At 46.9% G+C, this 18520-nt stretch carries 14 protein-coding genes; 1 reads left to right on the top strand and 13 read right to left on the bottom strand.

The window, feature by feature from the left end; translation table 11 throughout:
- Window positions 1-334 precede the first annotated feature (334 nt).
- The 6 genes from ABXR35_RS00325 to ABXR35_RS00300 form a co-directional block, all read right to left on the bottom strand.
- A complete protein-coding gene (locus ABXR35_RS00325) occupies window positions 335-2029 on the bottom strand; it encodes a CotH kinase family protein (protein ID WP_367053864.1) in 1695 nt (564 codons plus the stop codon).
- A gap of 304 nt (window positions 2030-2333) precedes the next feature.
- On the bottom strand, window positions 2334-3068 hold the full coding sequence (locus ABXR35_RS00320; RefSeq protein ID WP_367053861.1) for a DUF4956 domain-containing protein: 735 nt from the start codon (window positions 3066-3068) through the stop codon (window positions 2334-2336).
- A gap of 2 nt (window positions 3069-3070) precedes the next feature.
- Window positions 3071-3793, bottom strand: coding sequence for a polyphosphate polymerase domain-containing protein (locus tag ABXR35_RS00315; RefSeq protein ID WP_436669306.1), 723 nt, complete (start codon window positions 3791-3793; stop codon window positions 3071-3073).
- A 447-nt stretch (window positions 3794-4240) separates the two neighbouring features.
- A complete protein-coding gene (locus tag ABXR35_RS00310) occupies window positions 4241-6298 on the bottom strand; it encodes an MFS transporter (protein WP_367053858.1) in 2058 nt (685 codons plus the stop codon).
- Complete coding sequence (locus ABXR35_RS00305; protein WP_367053856.1) at window positions 6252-7157, bottom strand: ABC transporter ATP-binding protein; 906 nt, start codon at window positions 7155-7157, stop codon at window positions 6252-6254. Before ABXR35_RS00305 ends, ABXR35_RS00310 begins: the two co-directional genes overlap by 47 nt.
- The gene (locus ABXR35_RS00300; protein WP_367053853.1) at window positions 7150-7536 is read right to left on the bottom strand and encodes a GntR family transcriptional regulator; all 387 of its coding nucleotides are present in this window, start codon (window positions 7534-7536) and stop codon (window positions 7150-7152) included. The genes ABXR35_RS00305 and ABXR35_RS00300 overlap by 8 nt, the downstream gene beginning before the upstream one ends.
- 151 nt (window positions 7537-7687) lie before the next feature.
- Between ABXR35_RS00300 and ABXR35_RS00295 the strand changes: the two genes are divergently transcribed.
- Window positions 7688-8140 (top strand): GNAT family N-acetyltransferase, encoded by a 453-nt coding sequence (locus ABXR35_RS00295; protein ID WP_367053851.1) that lies wholly within the window; start codon window positions 7688-7690, stop codon window positions 8138-8140.
- A 68-nt stretch (window positions 8141-8208) separates the two neighbouring features.
- Here ABXR35_RS00295 and ABXR35_RS00290 read toward each other — a convergent pair whose 3' ends face one another.
- The 7 genes from ABXR35_RS00290 to ABXR35_RS00260 form a co-directional block, all read right to left on the bottom strand.
- On the bottom strand, window positions 8209-9210 hold the full coding sequence (locus ABXR35_RS00290; RefSeq protein ID WP_367053848.1) for an endo-1,4-beta-xylanase: 1002 nt from the start codon (window positions 9208-9210) through the stop codon (window positions 8209-8211).
- 30 nt (window positions 9211-9240) lie between these two features.
- Window positions 9241-10143: a carbohydrate ABC transporter permease gene (locus ABXR35_RS00285; protein WP_367053846.1), complete on the bottom strand. Its 903-nt coding sequence runs from the start codon at window positions 10141-10143 to the stop codon at window positions 9241-9243.
- A 12-nt stretch (window positions 10144-10155) separates the two neighbouring features.
- Window positions 10156-11130, bottom strand: a complete 975-nt coding sequence (locus ABXR35_RS00280; RefSeq protein WP_367053844.1) for an ABC transporter permease — start codon at window positions 11128-11130, stop codon at window positions 10156-10158.
- Window positions 11131-11239: 109 nt separating this feature from the next.
- Window positions 11240-12883, bottom strand: a complete 1644-nt coding sequence (locus tag ABXR35_RS00275) for an ABC transporter substrate-binding protein (protein ID WP_367053841.1) — start codon at window positions 12881-12883, stop codon at window positions 11240-11242.
- Window positions 12884-13210: 327 nt separating this feature from the next.
- A complete protein-coding gene (locus tag ABXR35_RS00270) occupies window positions 13211-14785 on the bottom strand; it encodes a response regulator transcription factor (RefSeq protein WP_367053839.1) in 1575 nt (524 codons plus the stop codon).
- An 11-nt stretch (window positions 14786-14796) separates the two neighbouring features.
- A complete protein-coding gene (locus tag ABXR35_RS00265) occupies window positions 14797-16665 on the bottom strand; it encodes a sensor histidine kinase (protein WP_367053837.1) in 1869 nt (622 codons plus the stop codon).
- A 9-nt stretch (window positions 16666-16674) separates the two neighbouring features.
- A complete protein-coding gene (locus ABXR35_RS00260; RefSeq protein WP_367053834.1) occupies window positions 16675-18222 on the bottom strand; it encodes a response regulator in 1548 nt (515 codons plus the stop codon).
- Window positions 18223-18520 lie beyond the last annotated feature (298 nt).

Here is an 18520-nt window from a genome sequence, read left to right as displayed (position 1 = left end):
TTATGAAGCGCTTACATAAATCATCATAGCTGGATGCTGGACAGGCTGTTATTCACAAAACCGTGGTGTTTGGTTAAAAATCAGTGCTATTTGGTTCTATTTCCGTATTGTTGTGCTACTTTTCTGCATAGTTGTACGATTGCAGCCTCCTAGACATCTTCTCTCGTACGATGTAGGCATACACCTTCAAGGCACACAACCGCTACCTCCATCAAAAAGAAGGCAAGCACGAATGCCGCCTTCTTTTCATAAGAGTATAGATGTAGATCGATGCGCTTAGAATGAATCGATATGTGTGGAACAGCCCATTAACCGTTAATCCCGCTTTCTCTTATTAAATGCGTTTGCGTCGGAAGAGTAGGACGAAGCCCATTGCTAGTACGAGTACGCCGATACTGATCGCTGTGTACATCGCCTGCGAGCTGCTGTTTACGGTTGGTTGATCGCCACCTCCGAAGCCGCCCATGTCGCCACCCGGAAAGCCACCTTGTCCGCCTCCACCAGGTCCTCCACCCATACCATCAGGAGGTTGCATACCGCCTCCACCATTTGGACGGTCACCGCCTTGTCCACCTGGACCGCCACCTTGTCCGCCGAAGCCACCCATGCCGCCTCCGCTGCCAGAGCCGTCACCAGAAGATGCAATGGTGCCGTCAAGTTGACCTTGCAGATTTTCCACATTGGTCTTGTTGTAATCAATCAAGGATTGTACGCCAGATTCAAATTCATCGTAGGTATAGAACGAAGTTGGATCGGCTTTGACATCGGCTGCGATCAGATTCTGAATCTGTTTTACCTTAGCTGTGAAGGCATCATTGTTCAGGAATTGATCGATGGATGTCTGGATCATCTCATGATATTTTGCTTTGTACTCATCCACAGCAAGCAGTTTGGCAATCAGCGGACGTTCTGCCAATGCACCACTGGTTGGCTCGTCGATCATGAGCGAGCTGGAACCACCACCGCCATTTTGATCTTCAGCGGCATTGTCGTCATTCGCTGTATTGGCATTATCGCCATTCGCTGCGTTGGTATTGGTTTTGTCGGCACCGTTATCTGTACGGTCATCTGCATCTCCGCCTGGGAAACCTCCACCGCCGCCCATGCCGCCACCAAGACCGCCGAATGCCATATTATAATCCCACGGAATCATGCTGAAGATGCCGCCATGCTCATACAAATAATAGTTCTGCTTGTTCTGACCGATGTAGCTATCGGTATTGTTAGTAACCACATTCAAGGTCAGATATTCCAAAATACTGTCCACATCCAAATAATCGGTATACGGTGCAGTCGCATCATTGTTGAGCTTATCCAGCATGTTGATGAGTGCATCCTTATCCTGCTTGTCGGTTTTCACTTCCAAGCCTGTATAGGAGTCAGCATCATCGTCGATCCATTGCAGATCGCTACCACTGCCAGTCATTACGCCCTTGTACAATGTACCCGTTGTATCCGTATAATGACTGTCGATAAACGACTCGTCTACCTGCTCAACTGCCAGATACAGCCCTTTGTATTCGCCATTCACATAGACGCGAACAAAGGAATGCTTTGGTGTCGGCAAGCCAAGCATTTCGGACAGCTCATAGGCGAGAAACTCGCGCATGTAGCTGGCATCGCTATAGCCATTGTTCAGATTAATTTTGTCCAAACCATATAGATTTTGCCCAGAAATGTACTGGTCAAAGCTCAGCTTGAAGCTGTATCGGTCGGAATCGTCCATCTGCACCACGCTACGCAGAGACAGATTGCCTTTGGCGCGAATCCCGACATTTTTAAGTACTTTGCCGTTATAATCTACCGTTGCGCCATAATACTTCTCATCGGCTGCATTGTCTAGAATATCCTGAAAATCATCAGAATCGATCGTAATCTTCACATCAACTACTTTGTCCTCCACAAATACGTTGGAGGATTGCTCCGCTTGTTCACTTTCCGTTGCTGCATTCGCTTGCTGCCAAGATGACCACGGTACGGCAGCTACGCATAGGCTAAGTGCAAGCGTTAATTTTAATGCCCACTTCACTAGATCACCGCCAGTTTCAAGATAGATACTACATAGAAAACGGACGCTGCGGCGATGCCTTATCTTGGCAGGCAATGCACGCAATCCCCGTTATATTGTTCACATTGAGATTACTGATACTACTGATACAGATTGCGCCTATATGTCCGTTGTATAAAACGAGATTCCCTGCATCCATTGACGATAGCTACAGGGAATCTTCACAACATTCATTCCGTTCATAGATAAGCTAAGGCATGGTCAAGCAGGGTGCCGACGAATGACCTTTCGCTGATTCTGTTATGTCTAACTATTGAAATGGAGATTAAGAGACGTAGTCGCCGTTATAGCTGATCAGGACAGCATTTTTCACACCGCTGATACGGCTAATTTCGTTGACAAATGTAGGCTCGTTATTTTTCAGGCGAACCTCGATGGTCATCTCAATATTGTCGGCAGTGATGGTTTTTTGTCTGACATTATGGCGTTTGACCAGCGAATCCAGCTTGCTATTCACGGATTTCTCCGCTTCGTCGCCCTGTGCATTCACAACGAGTAGGTACGGCGTTTCAAACGAAGAGCCTTTGATAAATAAGAACATGACGATACCGACGATAATAGAGCCGATGATCGACAGCGTGTAGAAGCCTGCACCAGTTACGATACCAGCCGCCGCTGCCCAGAACAGGAAAATGAGGTCCGTTGGGTCTTTGATCGGCGTACGGAAACGAACGATACTCAGCGCACCGACCATACCGAGCGAGAGCACGAGGTTAGAGTTAATCGCGATGATAACCATCGACGTAACAAGTACCATACCGACAAGAGAAATGTTAAAGCTTTTGGAATATAGCACGCCGCTGAAGACGCGTTTGTATAAGAAATAGATGAACAGCCCGATCAAAAAGGAAATGCCCATCGTGAGCAGGATATGTGTAATACTAATGTCGGTGGAGAAGCTCTCCAGCACCGAGTTTTTGACGATATCGGAAAAGTTCGTTGCAGTGGTGGAATCGGTGTTGTTGGCTGCCGCTGCTGCGACGGTTGTGGTTGTTGCCATGTTTATTGGTCCTCCCAGTTGTTTTCTTTGCCGAGCTTGCGGCAGATGACGTATTTGGAATTCGATTGCCGGATCAGTCCTTCAAGCTGCAATGCCGTTTTGATATAATCCGGCAAATACTCGTCGTACTTCACTTCCAGCACAAAATGCTTGTTGTCGATGGCATCCACCATGGCGAGCTGCGGATCGAAAATATCCACATTGTTCAGCCCAGTTTTCAGATACTTGTCAAAGGTGATGCGCACATTGCCCAGTGGCGATGTGTACGCCTCACGCACATAATCGACGATGACTTTGGGACGAAGCAGCACATTGTTCGCCGCATGATAAATTTCATACAACAACGGTTTTTCTGGAATATTGAATACGTCGTAGTTGCCTTTCAGCATCTCGTCGTACATTTCGCGGGTAATGGACTCTTTTACTTTGGCGATGTATTCATTCATTTTGATTTTCTTCTCAAAATGGATGATGCGGTCGCTACCGTTGTAAATGCGAATTCGGTATTTGACACGGTCGCGCACACCGCCCTGCTTTTCGTGCAGTGCTGTGTTATTTACATCATCAAAGTAAAGGCTGCGAATCAAATATTCTCCGGCTTCATTGGCATTGGTATCTTGCTTGAGGATGCCTTTGAGCCGCTGGCGAATCATAAAATACTGATGATAATTGACGTAATGCTTCAGCTCATGACGATATTGCAAATCCGTTCGGGGATAATACACCTGTTGTTCTCCTTTCCCGTTTCAACTGCTTGGAAATGAGCAGTCGCCGCTTGTCCAGTCGGGATTGCATTTTACATAGAATTTACATCCCGTTAACAATTCTGATTATAAATAGGCATTTTGAACTCTTTATGAACAGATCTGTAAAATTAGATAAAGATGCGAAATAGTATGGAGGTGGAGAGTTGGGACTAGGGGGATGGATGGGGTGGTATGGAGAGATGTGGGGTATGTGGGTATGGGATCGTGTAATAGAGCATAGGGAAAAGCCCTGCTGCTCGTTATTGGCGAGCTAGCAGGGCTTTTCGGATGGGACGGTGGTAGGTAGGGACAGGGTGGTGCTTGGTTTCTTGCTAGTTTTTTTATTGCTATTTGTTGGATTGCTCTGGTGTTGCTGGTTATGATATTTGGGGTGAATCGTTATGGTGGTATAACTACATCTTTCATTTACTTCGGTAACATGCTATAGATATCCGGCGTAACTTGCTTACTACCCAGAACACGGTAACTTACTGTCCCATCTTTAAACTTTAATTTAAGCACATAACTTTCCCCTTCCGTATCTCCTTCAACTTCACTTTGATCAAGGAGTTCGGTGATCTGGTTCAAATTACGCACGGTTATCTTTTGAGGTGAATTTTTGTACCTTGCAACTACATCGCGCTGATCCGTAAACGCTTTTTCTTGTTGTGTTCGCTCGTCAGGTACAATTACGATTTCAGCTATTTGCTGAGGTTTGGTAATCAATTGATCCCAATAATCTTTTTGTTTTAGCCACTGTTGCATTGGCTTAAAAGTAGGCTCCCATATATATCGTAACGATGTAGTTGTTATTGGTTTTACTTCAATAGAAGCATCCATATACAAAATATTGCCCTGTATCGCTGTTTCATCTGGCTCTTTCATTTCAAGTTTTTCTTGTACGATAAGCTGCTGTAGTTCTTTAATCTCTTTTTCATTATTGATTGTTATTTTATGCTTCGGCTTATCTGGATTTTTAATCGTAATCGGCTCATTTGATGCAACTAAACTATCGAGCTGATAATACGATTTTTTATATGGAGTACTTTGATGAACTGCATTTAATACATTTTTGTATTCGTCTATTTTCGGAATGGAATAGCTTCTTGTTAACGTTGTACCATCGTTTAGCAAATAACCTACGTCTACAATTTCATTGTGTTTGTAATACTCCGTGTTGGTATACTCTGGTTTGAACACTTTATAAGTAGGCTGCATATCTACTATTTTTTGATGTAGGGCAATAGCTTTTTGAATATAATCCCGATCCGCAGAGATCATGTAAGGATTAATTTCCGCTTTTTGTTTATTGGGGTCAAATATATTTCGTATAAAAAATTCATTATATACATTGTTACCTACATATACTGCTTTAACGTCTCCAGCATTCGGTACATGTCGTTCATATGGATTCAAAGCGGATACTGGCAAATAGAGTAACGCTACTGTAGCAACTCCTCCAACTATTAATTGAACGATCCATTTGCGATCAAAGATATACCATCGTTTTCGTATAATCATTTCTGCCAATATACTACCTATAATAGCTCCTATCGTATAGATCAATATGTTCCACTTCAGACCAATATACAAAATATACAAACCAAGAAGCATCGATGCACATACCATCAAGCCGATGCGAAATAAAGGATACAAATAATGAAAAACGACAGATTGATTTGCTCGTTCGGTTGGTCGTCGAGCATATAACCAACAGCTTACTGCTATAAAAATGCAAGAACACATTACATAAATCCAGCCTTCCAACGGACTGAATCCCCATGTTGACAATGTATATACTCGTTCGGTTGGCGACCAAGATGCCAACAAACCACTATCATAACTTGTTCTATATCCATACAAATAAAGAGCAAAATGCCGCACATATAAATATGCCAAACCGGTTGGCAACATTAGCAATATAATTGTCGTCACCATCTGTAAAATGGATTGACCGATACATATACTAACCAACAGTGAAAAGGTAAAGAAGAATAGCGTAAATACTATACTTGTTACTGCCCACTGCCATACTTGTATACTGGTATAATGTACTTCCTCCAACTGCCCAACCATTAGCCACATTACGATAGCAATAATAAGGATCGGAATAACAATCATCATGTAACCTGCTAAACATTGCGTACTAAATAAAGGAAGACGACGAACAGGAAGACCGTGAAAAAATTCAGACGCTTTTTTGGATTGGATATAACGCATCAAAAACACAGCCATTGCAATCGGAATTGCGATCATTGATAGAAGCTGTATTGCATGACCAGCGTTAAAAAAATTGCTAATTTCGTATATACCATACTGATATTGGTAAGATTCATTGTAGGAAATAAATTGCATGGGCAGAGCAAAGACAAGCGTAATCAGGTACACAATACTTAGCCATCCGCCCTGACGAAATGCCTGAATCCACAGTCCGCGGTTAAAGAAGTATCGGCTGTAATGCATAACCGGCATCCCCCATTTCATAAATAAATATCTCCTCCAGCGTCATCGGCAGTACATCAAATACATACGGCTGATACACCTGCACTACCTCGGTAATTCGCTCCACCGTGCCTTTGATAATATACGTGCCTACACTTCCCCGTTGCTCGCGATGCACAATGTCCAGCAATCCACCAATCGCCTGCTCGTGACGCTCATCGCGGAAAGCGACTTGGATTTTGTGTGTATCGGATTTGAGGTCATCGAGTTCTTTTTCCAGCAACAATCGTCCCTCGTGCATGATACCAACATGGTCGCACATATCCTCGATCTCGCGCAGATTATGCGATGAGATCACTACGGTTAGCTCGCGTTCGGCGACCTCTTGAAACAGCAGATTCTTTACCTGTCGGCGCATGACCGGGTCCAGCCCGTCAATCGGTTCATCCAGAATAAGCACATCCGGTTTGCAGCTGAGAGCCAGCCATAAGGACGCTTGACGCTGCATCCCCTTAGACATGCGATGCAATTTGCGCTTGCGATGAATAGTGGCAAAAGCTGGTGCCAGCTGTTCAAAACGCTCCTGACTCCAATGGGCATAAGTGGAGCGGTAAAAGGTTGCCATCTGTGTAATGCTCGTCTGGGCAAAAAAGTAAGGCTGATCCGCCAAAAAGATCATGCGCTGCTTGCTTGTCGGATTTTCGTAAACCGGCTGTCCCTCTAATGTGATGCTACCGCTATCAGGGCGATAAATACCCGCCAGCATTTTTAACAATGTCGTCTTGCCTGCCCCGTTGGAGCCAAGCAGACCAAAGATGGAACCTTTATGTATGGTCAAGCTTATATTGTGTACTGCTGCTTCGGCTTCAAACGTCTTACCAATGTCACGAATCTCAATCATCCTGCTCCCTCCCTTGTTCTTCCATCGCTTGCTTGTACAGCTTCTCCATATCCGATTCGGTAAATCCCAGATAGATCGCTTCGGCAAACAGCTTCAACAGTCGTTCCTTCATCTCTGCCATCTGCGCCGCATTAGGCTGATGCTGAGACGGCGAGACAAAGCTGCCTTTGCCTGCCTGCGAATAAATATAGCCTTCCCGCTCCAGTTCCCGGTACGCCTTTTGAATCGTATTCGGATTCACCGTCAGTTGGGCGGACAGTGAACGCACGGACGGCAGCTGCTCATCCGGCTTGAGTACACCGTATACGATCAGCTCCTTGATCTTGTCCATCAGCTGTTCGTAAATCGGCTTGCGGCTACGTATATCCAGTTCAAACATACTCTGCCTCCTTTCACTGTATTAACTGTATTACTATTATTAGTACAGTTGATTGTATATGTCAATCTATTTTTTCCATCAAATGGATGTTGTAAGGAATGCTTGACCGTTATATACTCCATATATTCGTTGTACAGAAAGGAGTTTTCACATGCAGCATTCTCTACATTCCTCATCTATTCGTATTGCAATTGTGCCTGTTGAACAGGTATGGCAGCTGCGGCATGAAGTGATGTGGCCCGACCGCGAGCTGGATTATGTGAAGCTGGCAGATGATGATGCCGGTACACATTACGGTTTGTTTATTGACGACGATCATGATCAACCCGTATCGGTCATTTCCCTGTTTGTGCAGGGCAGCGAAGCCCAATTTCGCAAATTCGCCACTCGGACATCGCATCAAGGCAATGGATATGGTAGTCGCCTGCTAGATTACATCGTACAGGAAGCAGCGCGTCTTGGCGTATCCCGTCTGTATTGCAATGCGCGAACAGAAAAAACCGCCTTTTATGAAACGTTTGGGCTTCAACCCACAACGAACACGTTTCAAAAAGGCGGCAAATCGTATGTGATTATGGAGCGCTGGATGCAACAAGCTGACTGAGTATTGATCGTTCTCGCAGATGAATCATACCATCTGGGTCGAAAAACCAGCCATACTAGCGTTGCTGCTTATCCGCGCATGACTTCTTCCAACGCCCGCTTCGGCTGATGCTGTTCATCGAACAGCAGGGGCCAATTGCGACGACCTCGAACCGGAAAATGATCCAGCCATGTATAATCGTCGGCGGCTCCCCAGAATGTCACGCTAGTAATCACATCGGCATATTCACGAAACACTCGGAAAAACTCGCCGTAGCGTAGCGCCTGCTGCTCCAGCATTTCCTCGGTCGGCGCTTGCAAATCGGTACGTCGGTCGTCATGTGCAAATACGGATACATCCATTTCGGTAATTTGCAGCTGCAAGCCGAGCGAAGCATACGTTTCAATGGCGGCGCGAATATGATCCAGCGACGGATCATGGATATTCCAATGCGCCTGCAAGCCAATGCCATGTATAGGTACGCCATCTTCCAGCAGCCCGCGCACTAGACGACAAATCTTATCACGCTTGACCGGATGAGACTCGTTATAATCGTTATAAAAGAGCAGCGCACGCGGATCAACCTCATGCGCCAATCGGAACGCCTCTGCGATATAATCCTCACCGATCCCTTCCAGCCACGGCGTCTGCCGCAAATACTCTCCCTCTTCATCGCTGATTGCTTCATTCACCACATCCCAGCAGTAAATAATATCCTCATACCGCTTCATCACGGTCTGCATATGCTCTCGCAATCGGTGCAGCAGCGTCGCCCGATCCGCTTTGCCATCGCCGTCGGCAAAGATCCAATCAGGCGTCTGATTATGCCAGACCAACGTATGACCACGCAGCTTCATCCCATGATTACGGGCAAAATTCGCGATGGCATCGGCATCATCAAAGGTATACCGCCCTTGCTCTGGCTGTAAGAGAATAGGCTTCATTTCGTTTTCGGCGGTCAGACTGTTGTACTGCTGTGTTAGCAATTCACGCTGACTGTGGATCGTATACGCACTGACTGCCGCTCCAATATCGAATTGCTGCCCAAACGTAGCGGCAAGCCCTGTCGATTGCGCGGATGACGTTTTCATGACGGCTTCGCTCCTTTGTAGCTAAGATTGTTATTCCTTCACACTGCCCAGCTGTAATCCATGGACAAAGTACTTTTGCAAAAACGGATAAACGATCAGGATCGGCAACGAGGCAACAATCGTAATCGCTGCACGGATCGATACCGGCGTGACCATGCTCTGTAGCGCATTCGGATCTGCTCCGTTCGATACGGCAGCACTGCTATTGGAATTCATCGAAGAGGACAGCAGCTTCATCAATTCAAATTGCAATGTGCTCAATTCCTGCTTGGATGAAGCAAATAAAAACGTATCAAACCAAGAGTTCCACTGCCCTACCGCAATGAACAATGCTACCGTAGCCAGCACCGGCTGACAGAGCGGTAAGATGATCGATATAAAGGTTCGGAAATCACCAGCACCGTCAATTTTGGCGGATTCGATCAAGCCTTCCGGCAATGTCTGAATATACGTGCGGATGACGATCATGTTGAAGGCACTGACCAGCCCCGGAATAATATACACGAGGAAATTATTCAGAAGATGCAGATCCCGAATCAGAAAATAATACGGAATCAGACCAGCATTGAAATACATGGTCATGACGACAATGATCGTAATCGATTTGCGAAATACATATTCTTTGCGGCTGAGTGTATAGGCAAGCATCGATGTTAAGAATAGACTGACCACGGTGGCAATGACTGTTCTCGCTACCGAAATCAGAAAGGCGTTAAAGATCGTGCCACCTGCAAAGACAGCACGGTAATTTTGCCACGTCCATTCGCGCGGCCATAAATAAATGCCGCCCCGAATCGTATCATTACCGGCATTGAGTGATATTGCCAGCGTATTCATAAATGGATACAGCGTGACAATCGCAATCAGGATCATCAGCACCGCATTGAACGTATGAAATACAATCGGCTCCAGCTGTGGCGACTTGCTTTTCATCTCCGTCCCTCCCTAAATCAGCCGGTCTTCGCCAAAGCGCTTGGCGATGGTATTGGCTGCAAATATGAGTGCAATACTGACAATCGTTTTAAAAATACCGGCTGCGGTAGCAAGAGAATAGTTCCCCACCTGAAGACCGTATTTCAATACGAAAATGTCGATGGTCTGTGACCAGTCCACCACGATACCGTTACCGAGCAAATATTGCACCTCAAAGCCTGCTTCCAAAATCCAGCCGATATTCATAATCATCAGGATGATTACAATCGACTTGATGCCGGGCAGTGTGACATACAGCATTTTCTGATACCGATTAGCACCGTCAATCTCTGCTGCTTCGTACAAGGACGGATCAATCGAAGTAATGGCTGCCAAATAAATGATGGCGTTCCAGCCCACTTCTTTCCAGACATGCGAAGCGCCGACAATGCCCCAGAAGTATTCTGGAATACTGAGCCACATGATCGGTTGGCTGATGAACCCCAGCTTCATCAGTACGATATTGACGATACCACCCTCTACTGATAAGGAGCTTGCAACGATACCTGTTACAATAATCCACGATAGAAAATGCGGCAAATATGAAATGGTCTGAATTGCCCGTTTAAAAAAGCGCTGCTTGATCTCGTTCAGCAAAATGGCGAAGACGATCGCTGTAGCAAAACCTAGCACCATATTGATCACGCTCATCGCCAGCGTATTGCGCAGTACAGTCAAAAAGGTCGCATCACTGAACAGAAATTGAAAATGTTTCAGCCCCACCCATTCCTGATCCAAAAAGTCACGAGCTGGCTTGTAATTTTGAAACGCCATCGTCCAGCCCCAGATGGGATAATACGAGAAGACGAGTACATACAATACAATCGGCAGCGACATCCACATCAGCTGCTTTTGCCCGCGCATACGTCGCCACAGGCTCTCCTTCGGCACAGTGGCAGAACGTAACTTCTCTCCTTTCGCCCGGATGCTTTTCGGATAATCGGTCATGCTCCACGTCCTTTCCGGCATGACTGTTGATCACTGCCGTGAATTGGTGGCAAACAGCCCATCTGCCCGCATCATGCAGGCTGATTGGCTGTCCGCCGTTGATCCTTGATTATTCGGTCGACCAATTTTTGATCCGCCACTGAATTTGCTCGTTGATGCGATCCTCGTATGCCTTGATGTTGATATTTTTGTACGCATCGACATATTGCTGCCATACACTGTCAAACTGATCCTTGCTCGCCATAATCGCCTGCGGCAAATATTTGAGCGACGTATCTGTCATTTGCTTGTTCGCAATGGAGGCGTCCGAGCCGTCGATCAGATCAATTTGCCATGCAGGATAGTAGACGGCATTTTCAGGAGCAGGTGAGAAGAAGTCTGTCCATGTTTTGAAGCCATACGCATCCAGCAGCTCGCGATCCTCCGTCTTCAGTGAAGCGTAGAACTCATCCGGCTGACTGCCGGGATCGCTGGCATTGCCATCACTGTACGTTCCCTGAAACTTAGGAGCCGCTCCATAAAAGGCTTCTGCGCGGTTGGATAGCTTCCAAGTTGGGTCTTCCTGCTGCTTACGCTGCTCAGCGGTACGATAGAATTTGCCCTTGTCGTCGACCTTGTAATCGACGTCTTTTTCGCCCCAAGACAGCAGCTTCTGATACTTATCATCCATGAGCGCATCTAGAAACTTAATAATTTTGACGGGGTCCTTGGCATTCACGCTGATGCCGAAGCCGTTGTTCAGGTTGATTACGGGTCGATCCAGATAGTGGTCCTTGATGCTCGTATCGTATACCAGTGGGAAGCCCACATATGTTTTGCCATTTTTCTGCTGGGATACTAGCGTAGTCTCAGCAGGCTCGAAGTTCCAATGCTGATCGAACATACCGAGCACACGACCGCTAGAGATTTTCGCCAAATACTGATCATAATTCTGTACAAAGGCTTCCTTGTCCATCAGATTGTCATTGTACAAACCATTCAATTCTTTGTAATATCGCTTGGATATATCCTTATCGGCAAATACCTGTGCCACGCCGTTATCGACCACAACGCCGCCCTCATTCGGGTGACCGGTCAAATGCTCCGGTGGATTGAAGAGTGGGAAGGTGCGCCAGTCGGACGCCAATGTAGTAAAGCCAATCGTCGGCTGTCCATCAATGGTCGGATGCTTTTGCGCATAATCGCGAATGATTTTCATATATTCGTCCAACGTTTTTGGCGTTGGATAGCCAGCTTCCTTCAGTACATCCTTTTGCAGCCAGAAGGCTGGACCGGAGTAATTGTTGACCTGATATTCACCTTGATAAGCACCGTAGTTGGGCAGCCAATAAATATGACCATCACTGGCATCCTTCATCCGGTTCCAATACTTGGCATAATGCTTTTTCAAATTGGGTGCATTCTGCTCGATTAGATCCTCCAATGGAATCACGGCTCCCGCAGATACCAGCTTTGGATCGGCGGTAATCAGGTCAGGGTATTCTCCGCCTGCAATCATTACGCCTAGCTTTTGCTGCAAATCGCCTACTAGAAATTCCATGTCCAACTTGACGCCCAGCTCATCCTGAATTTGGCGATAAATCCGATTATCTGCCGCAGGTGCCTGATTCGGCGTGCTAATAAAAGCCGTAATCGTAAATGGACCGGAACCGTCGCTTGCCGACTTGTCCCCGCTACAGCCTGCTAGTGCCATGCTGCAAGCCAACGCTAGTGAAATGGAGCTCCATAGCGTCCGTCGTTTCAATTTCCTCATGATCTATTCCCCCTCATCATGAAATATCATTGCTGTATTTATTATGATTTATTGTATACGCTTACAAAATAATCAAATTTAAGATGTGACCCCCTGAAATTTTAGGGGTTTGCGATACGACAGCACAAAACAAGGAAGCAAACCGATGACCACCTGATCGTTCGTGTATCGAAAAGGCAGAACGTATCCTGCTCCTTCTCATCCCATAACGAACGATCCACCTGCTATGGCGCTGTCGGTTAACTTCCCGTGTCTTAGCCGTTGTTATTCTGTTTGTGCTACATTGTGCTGTTTTATTCTATTCGTGCTGTTGCAGCTTTGGAAGCGTTAGGGTTCTTCTCGTACCGTCTCACTGCCATGCAGACGGCAATAATCGCCGGGCTTGCAGCCAGTCCGCTTTTCAAACTGCTTTAGAAAATGCGAATAGCTTCGATACCCAATCTGCTCCGCAATAGCACAAAAGGTCAAGCTACCATCCAGCAGCAAACGCTCCGCCTCGACAATTCGCAGATTATGCACAAAATCCAGAATGCTCACCCCATAACGACGTGTAAATGATTGTCCAAGATACACAGGATGAACATAAAATTTCTCAGCCAGTTCACGCACGGTCCAACCCTCGGTATAATGCTGCCGCAAAAAGTCAGCCACTCGCGCCTGTACCCCGCCCGTCTGCGCTTCCTGCAACAGCCCGATTTCACGCTGACAGCGCAGGCAAAAGTCAGTCAGGCGCTGCTGAATCTCTCCCAGTCGACAATGAGGACACGTAATATGCTCCAACTCGCCCGCCGCTAGTACCTGCTGCTCCTCGCCGCCCAGCTCGGTATGCAGTGCCACGCAGCGAAGAATCGCTTCCGTTACAAAGATACTGACCAGCTCCGGCACGGTTCGTTCCTCTCGAAACCGTTCAAATTGACTATCCAGCTCCGCTTGCAGTCGCTCTGTATCCCCATTCTCAATCAGCTCCACAATAAGGGTGACAGCAGAGAGCGCTTCTTTTGTAAAAGACATAGACTGATCCTCATGCTCTCGCTCATGCACAGTATGCACATCATCAAAAAATAGCAAGCCAGCATAATGGTTGGCACTGCACCATGATTGATGCAGCTGTGCAATATCGGTAACCATACTGCCCATAGCCAGACGAACCGAGTCGGACAACGCTTCGCCAAAACGATGACGAAGCCGCTCCGTCAGTTCTTCGACTTGCTTCGGTTCCTTGGACGACCAGCCTTTGACCAGCCCGAACAGATCGGCATCCTGCGGATCATCCACCAAATGGCACGCATGCTCTGTAGCAGCAAACTGGGATACGAGCGTACGCACTTGTCCAGCGCTTTCGGCATCTGTACGAATGTGTAGATAGCTCCAATGAGGCATAGAGTGTCTATCGCTCCACTCTTGAACCATCGATAGCTCCGTTTCCATCTCAACAGCAGCATATTCTCTGGATAGCAGCAAGGTAAACTGCTGACGTAGCGCATATTGGTTCGCTGTTTGACGAATCAGCTGTCGCCATGAGCGTTCCTCTAGTTGCCGCCCAACCGCCACCAGCATCTCGTCCACTTCAGGACCAATAACAGGTTTTAAAAGATAATGCGATACGCCCAACTGCATCGCCTGACGCGCATATTCAAAATCATGATACCCGCTCGTGATGACAAACATGCTGGATTGGTTGCCAAGACGGCGCGTTTCCCGAATCAATTCCAGACCGTCCATCAGCGGCATTCGAATATCCGTCACGATCAGATCAGGCGTCGATTGCTGCAAATAACGAATCGCTTCCTCCCCGTTCGTGCAGCTGCCCTCCACCTGAAAGCCGCAGCTCTGCCAATCGATCATCAGTTCCAAGCCTTCCAATGCAAATGGCTCATCATCCACCAACAATACCGTGTGCATATCACGACCTCCTATCCAGACTCTCTATTCCATAGGCTTCCTTGCGCATGCAGCTGTGTATGCGGGATACGAAATCCTGCCTGTGTACCGTGTTCTGGGTCACTGTGAATTACAAACTCGGCTTCGTGGTCATAAAACAATTCCAGCCTACGATACACATTGCGAATACCGATATGCCCTTCCATACCGTCATCCTTATGCAAACATTCCAGCAGCTGATCCAACCGTTCGGCTGGCATGCCAACACCATTGTCGTTCACCATCACCTGCAATCCACTATCATTCAGCTTTGCCACAATGTCGATGCAGCGCCCACTTTTACGCGCCTGTAGACCATGCTTGCAAGCATTTTCCGCTAGTGGTTGAATGCTCATGCGCGGAATACGCTGCTGTCTTGCTGCTGGATCGATATGAAGCGTATATTCAAATAAATCGCCGAACCGAAACTTCTCAATCTGCAAGTACATCAGCGTAAACTGCAATTCCTCCTCCAATGTGACCAATCCATCTGCACGACTAAGCAGCTGCCGCATCATCAACGACAAATTTTTGATAATTCCTGTCACCTCGGTATAGCCATTCTTCGTACACACAACAAGCAACGCATTGAGCGTATTAAATAGAAAATGCGGATTGACCTGACTTTGTAGCATCGATAATTCCGTACGCACCTGCTCCAGTTCTACGCTTTTTTGCCGAATTTCCAGCTTGTATACATCATTGATGAGCGACGCGATACGCTCTGTCATCACGTTAAAGGTGCGAATCAATTCACCGACCTCATCGTTTCCTTCCTGAATATCAATCGGCTCAAATCGCTCATGCCGGATATGCTCCATATGGACAGACAGCTTTTTGACTCGATAATGATACGAGCGCAGAATTATAAAAATGAGCAGCGATGGAATCACAGTGCTGAAGATTGCCAGCCATAAGATCGAACGATGCGCTTCATCTAGCAAACTATCCAGACGACGCGTATCGGCAGTACCGATCAGCGTCCAGCCTTTGACATAATTAAAATCACCCAGACTTCGCTGAATGGTATAGCCTGAATGCGCCGAATCCAGCACCTCATGCGGATTGGCATACAAAGCCGTTCCAATGCGGGTATCCTCACCGCTTGCCGCAACCACACGATCCTGATTATCTACCAGCCGTAGCTGCAAACTGCCCTGTTCCCGATTGAGCACACTGTAGATTTTGCTCATCGACAGATCGACCCGCGAATATTTATCGTATCGGGCATACGACGGATACGTATTCATTTTGCTGACGATGCTGATGCGTTTGCCCGGGCTGAATCCGTTAATTTCCTGATACGCGCTCACCGTAATATTGCTACGGCTGCTTTTCAGACGTGCTAACCAAGGCTGCGCATCTAGCGCCACCCGATTCATTACATGATAGTTGGCGCCCGTCTGGATCGTATGATTGTCCGTATAAATGCGAACCTCGGTAATGTTCGCCGACATATAGCGGGTTAGCTTGTCCCGCAAAAAGCCGTAATATTCGTCATAATAAGCAGAAGGCGAAGCGTACGAGCGATCCAACGAACGATAAATGGAGTCGTCCATCCGAATGGAATGATTGAGCGCAATTGCCTCGTCAATCATGCCAAGTAGCTCACCGGAGGCACGATCCATCGATTTGCGTACATTTTCCTGCTCTCTAATTTGAATATCTTCCGAATTGCGCTGATAAAAGAATAAATTAATCGCCACAATCGGCAGCAGCACACAGAGCAAATAGATCAGCAAAAACTTATATCGTAGCGGTATATCGTTCACCCGATGAACACCGGGCAGTGCCATCCGTAAGCGCCATTTCCGCTTACTATTCGTCCCTTTACGGCGAGGTCGATCTCCAAAATGGTTCATGCTGTTTGTTCACCCCTGCCGTCTGGATTTGTAAGTGGAAGGCAGTTCATTTGTAAGCGCTTTAAATTTAGCGCTAAAATAATCACTATCATGATAACCAAGACAGTCAGCAATATCCGCCACCTTCATATCTGTGCGACGCAGTAGCTTTTTCGCTTCCTCAATCCGTAGTAGATGTACATAATCGTTAAAGCTATGCCCAGTCGCGCGTTTGAATTGCTGTCCAAAATAGACGGCATTCAGGTTAAATTGGCGAGCAAGCTGCTGCAATTGCAGCTTCTCACGAAAATGATCGCGGATATGTCGCTCTGCCTGACCGATAATCGCTGTGGTTCCACTTGCCGAAGGCATGGTCGTCTGCTGTAGCAGCTGCCCGGCATTGATGCAGAGTCGTTTTAACGTATCTAGATTCCAACTGTTCTTCTCCGCAGGCTGTACATCCAGTAGCTGGTTTAGCCATCGTTTGCCGTCTGTAGCTTCTGGATGATGGGTCGTCTGAAGGGTACGCAGCAGCTCGCCCAATAGATGTCGAATCAGGATGCGCAGCGGACCAACGGGTAGTTCGCGCCCTTCATAACGATCCGGCAAACTGGTGATAAATTGTTCCAGCTGGCGAAAGCTTCCCTGCTCGATCAGCTTGAGCAAATGAGCTGCACAGCGTCGTATATCTTCCAATCGGCAAACTGCCTTATTGTCCGAATGATACGATTGCGAACCATACCTAACAATTTGGGTATGATCTGCTCGCTGCTGCTTCAATTCGGCTAGCTGCGCATACAACAGCGGTAGCTCATCTAGTCGTACGGAGCTGGCGCTGCAATACCATACAGCAGGCGCATTATTCATCACTTCCAGCTCCTGATGCAACATGTTCTCCACCCATTCATCGTTTCTGTTCGTTGTAATTAGCAGCAGGTGGGTGCGGCAAGGGCTAGTTTGGAACGTCCATGCTTGGCAAGCGGCAGCTCGATATGCTGTGCTTAATTGCCGCATAGGCTGCTCGGAGGATTCATCGTCATTCGCTGTCGCAATCAGCCAGCATTTTGATGCTGTTGTCATGCCGAGCAATTCCGTAATGGATGATGGAATCTCTCGTTCCTCGCCACGTAGCAGTCTGGCAATCGCTGCTGCCGCTGCCAATTCATTATCCAGATGAAGCTGCTGCTGGCACTGGGCATCCTCATCCAGTGACTGCTTGAGCTGCTTCAGCATATCATGAATCTCCTCGCTGATAATCGGTTTGATTATGTAATGATCCACTTCATATTGAAGCGCCTGACGTGCATACGCAAAATCAGAGTAACCGCTTACAATAACAGTGCGTATATTACGCTCGTTTTGTAGACGCAGCGCTTTGATCAGACCGATTCCATCCAGAACAGGCATAGCAATATCAGTAATCAAAAGATCCGGTTGAAGCTGCTGCACGATATCCAGCCCTTCCTGCCCATCGGTTGCCATACCGCATAGCTCAAACCCGTATTGTCCCCATTCCACCATCGTCTGCCATCCTTCTAACATCATCGCTTCGTCATCTACGACGACGACTCTGTACATGACGATCATCCTCCTGTGCGTTCCAAATGAATTTGCCTTTAGTATGGCACAAGTCATCACAGGCAACAATATGAATTTTTACTTATATTGGATATTGCACAGGGTATCTGGTACGTTCGATCCCTAATTGGTAAGACATACAAAGGGTTTTCCCAACGTAAGAAGGCTGCTTCGCCAGCGTACCCCTACGCGGCAAAACAGCCTTCTCTGAATCCCCTTTTGTAACATAAACCTTTGTATATCTCTTTTTTATCTCTCTATTTATCGATACGCCTTTTCTCTGTAACCGGCTTTTTAT

The sequence above is a fragment of the Paenibacillus sp. JQZ6Y-1 genome, assembly GCF_040719145.1.
Taxonomy (GTDB): domain Bacteria; phylum Bacillota; class Bacilli; order Paenibacillales; family Paenibacillaceae; genus Saccharibacillus; species Saccharibacillus kandeliae.
This window is presented reverse-complemented; position numbering and strand designations above follow the sequence as displayed.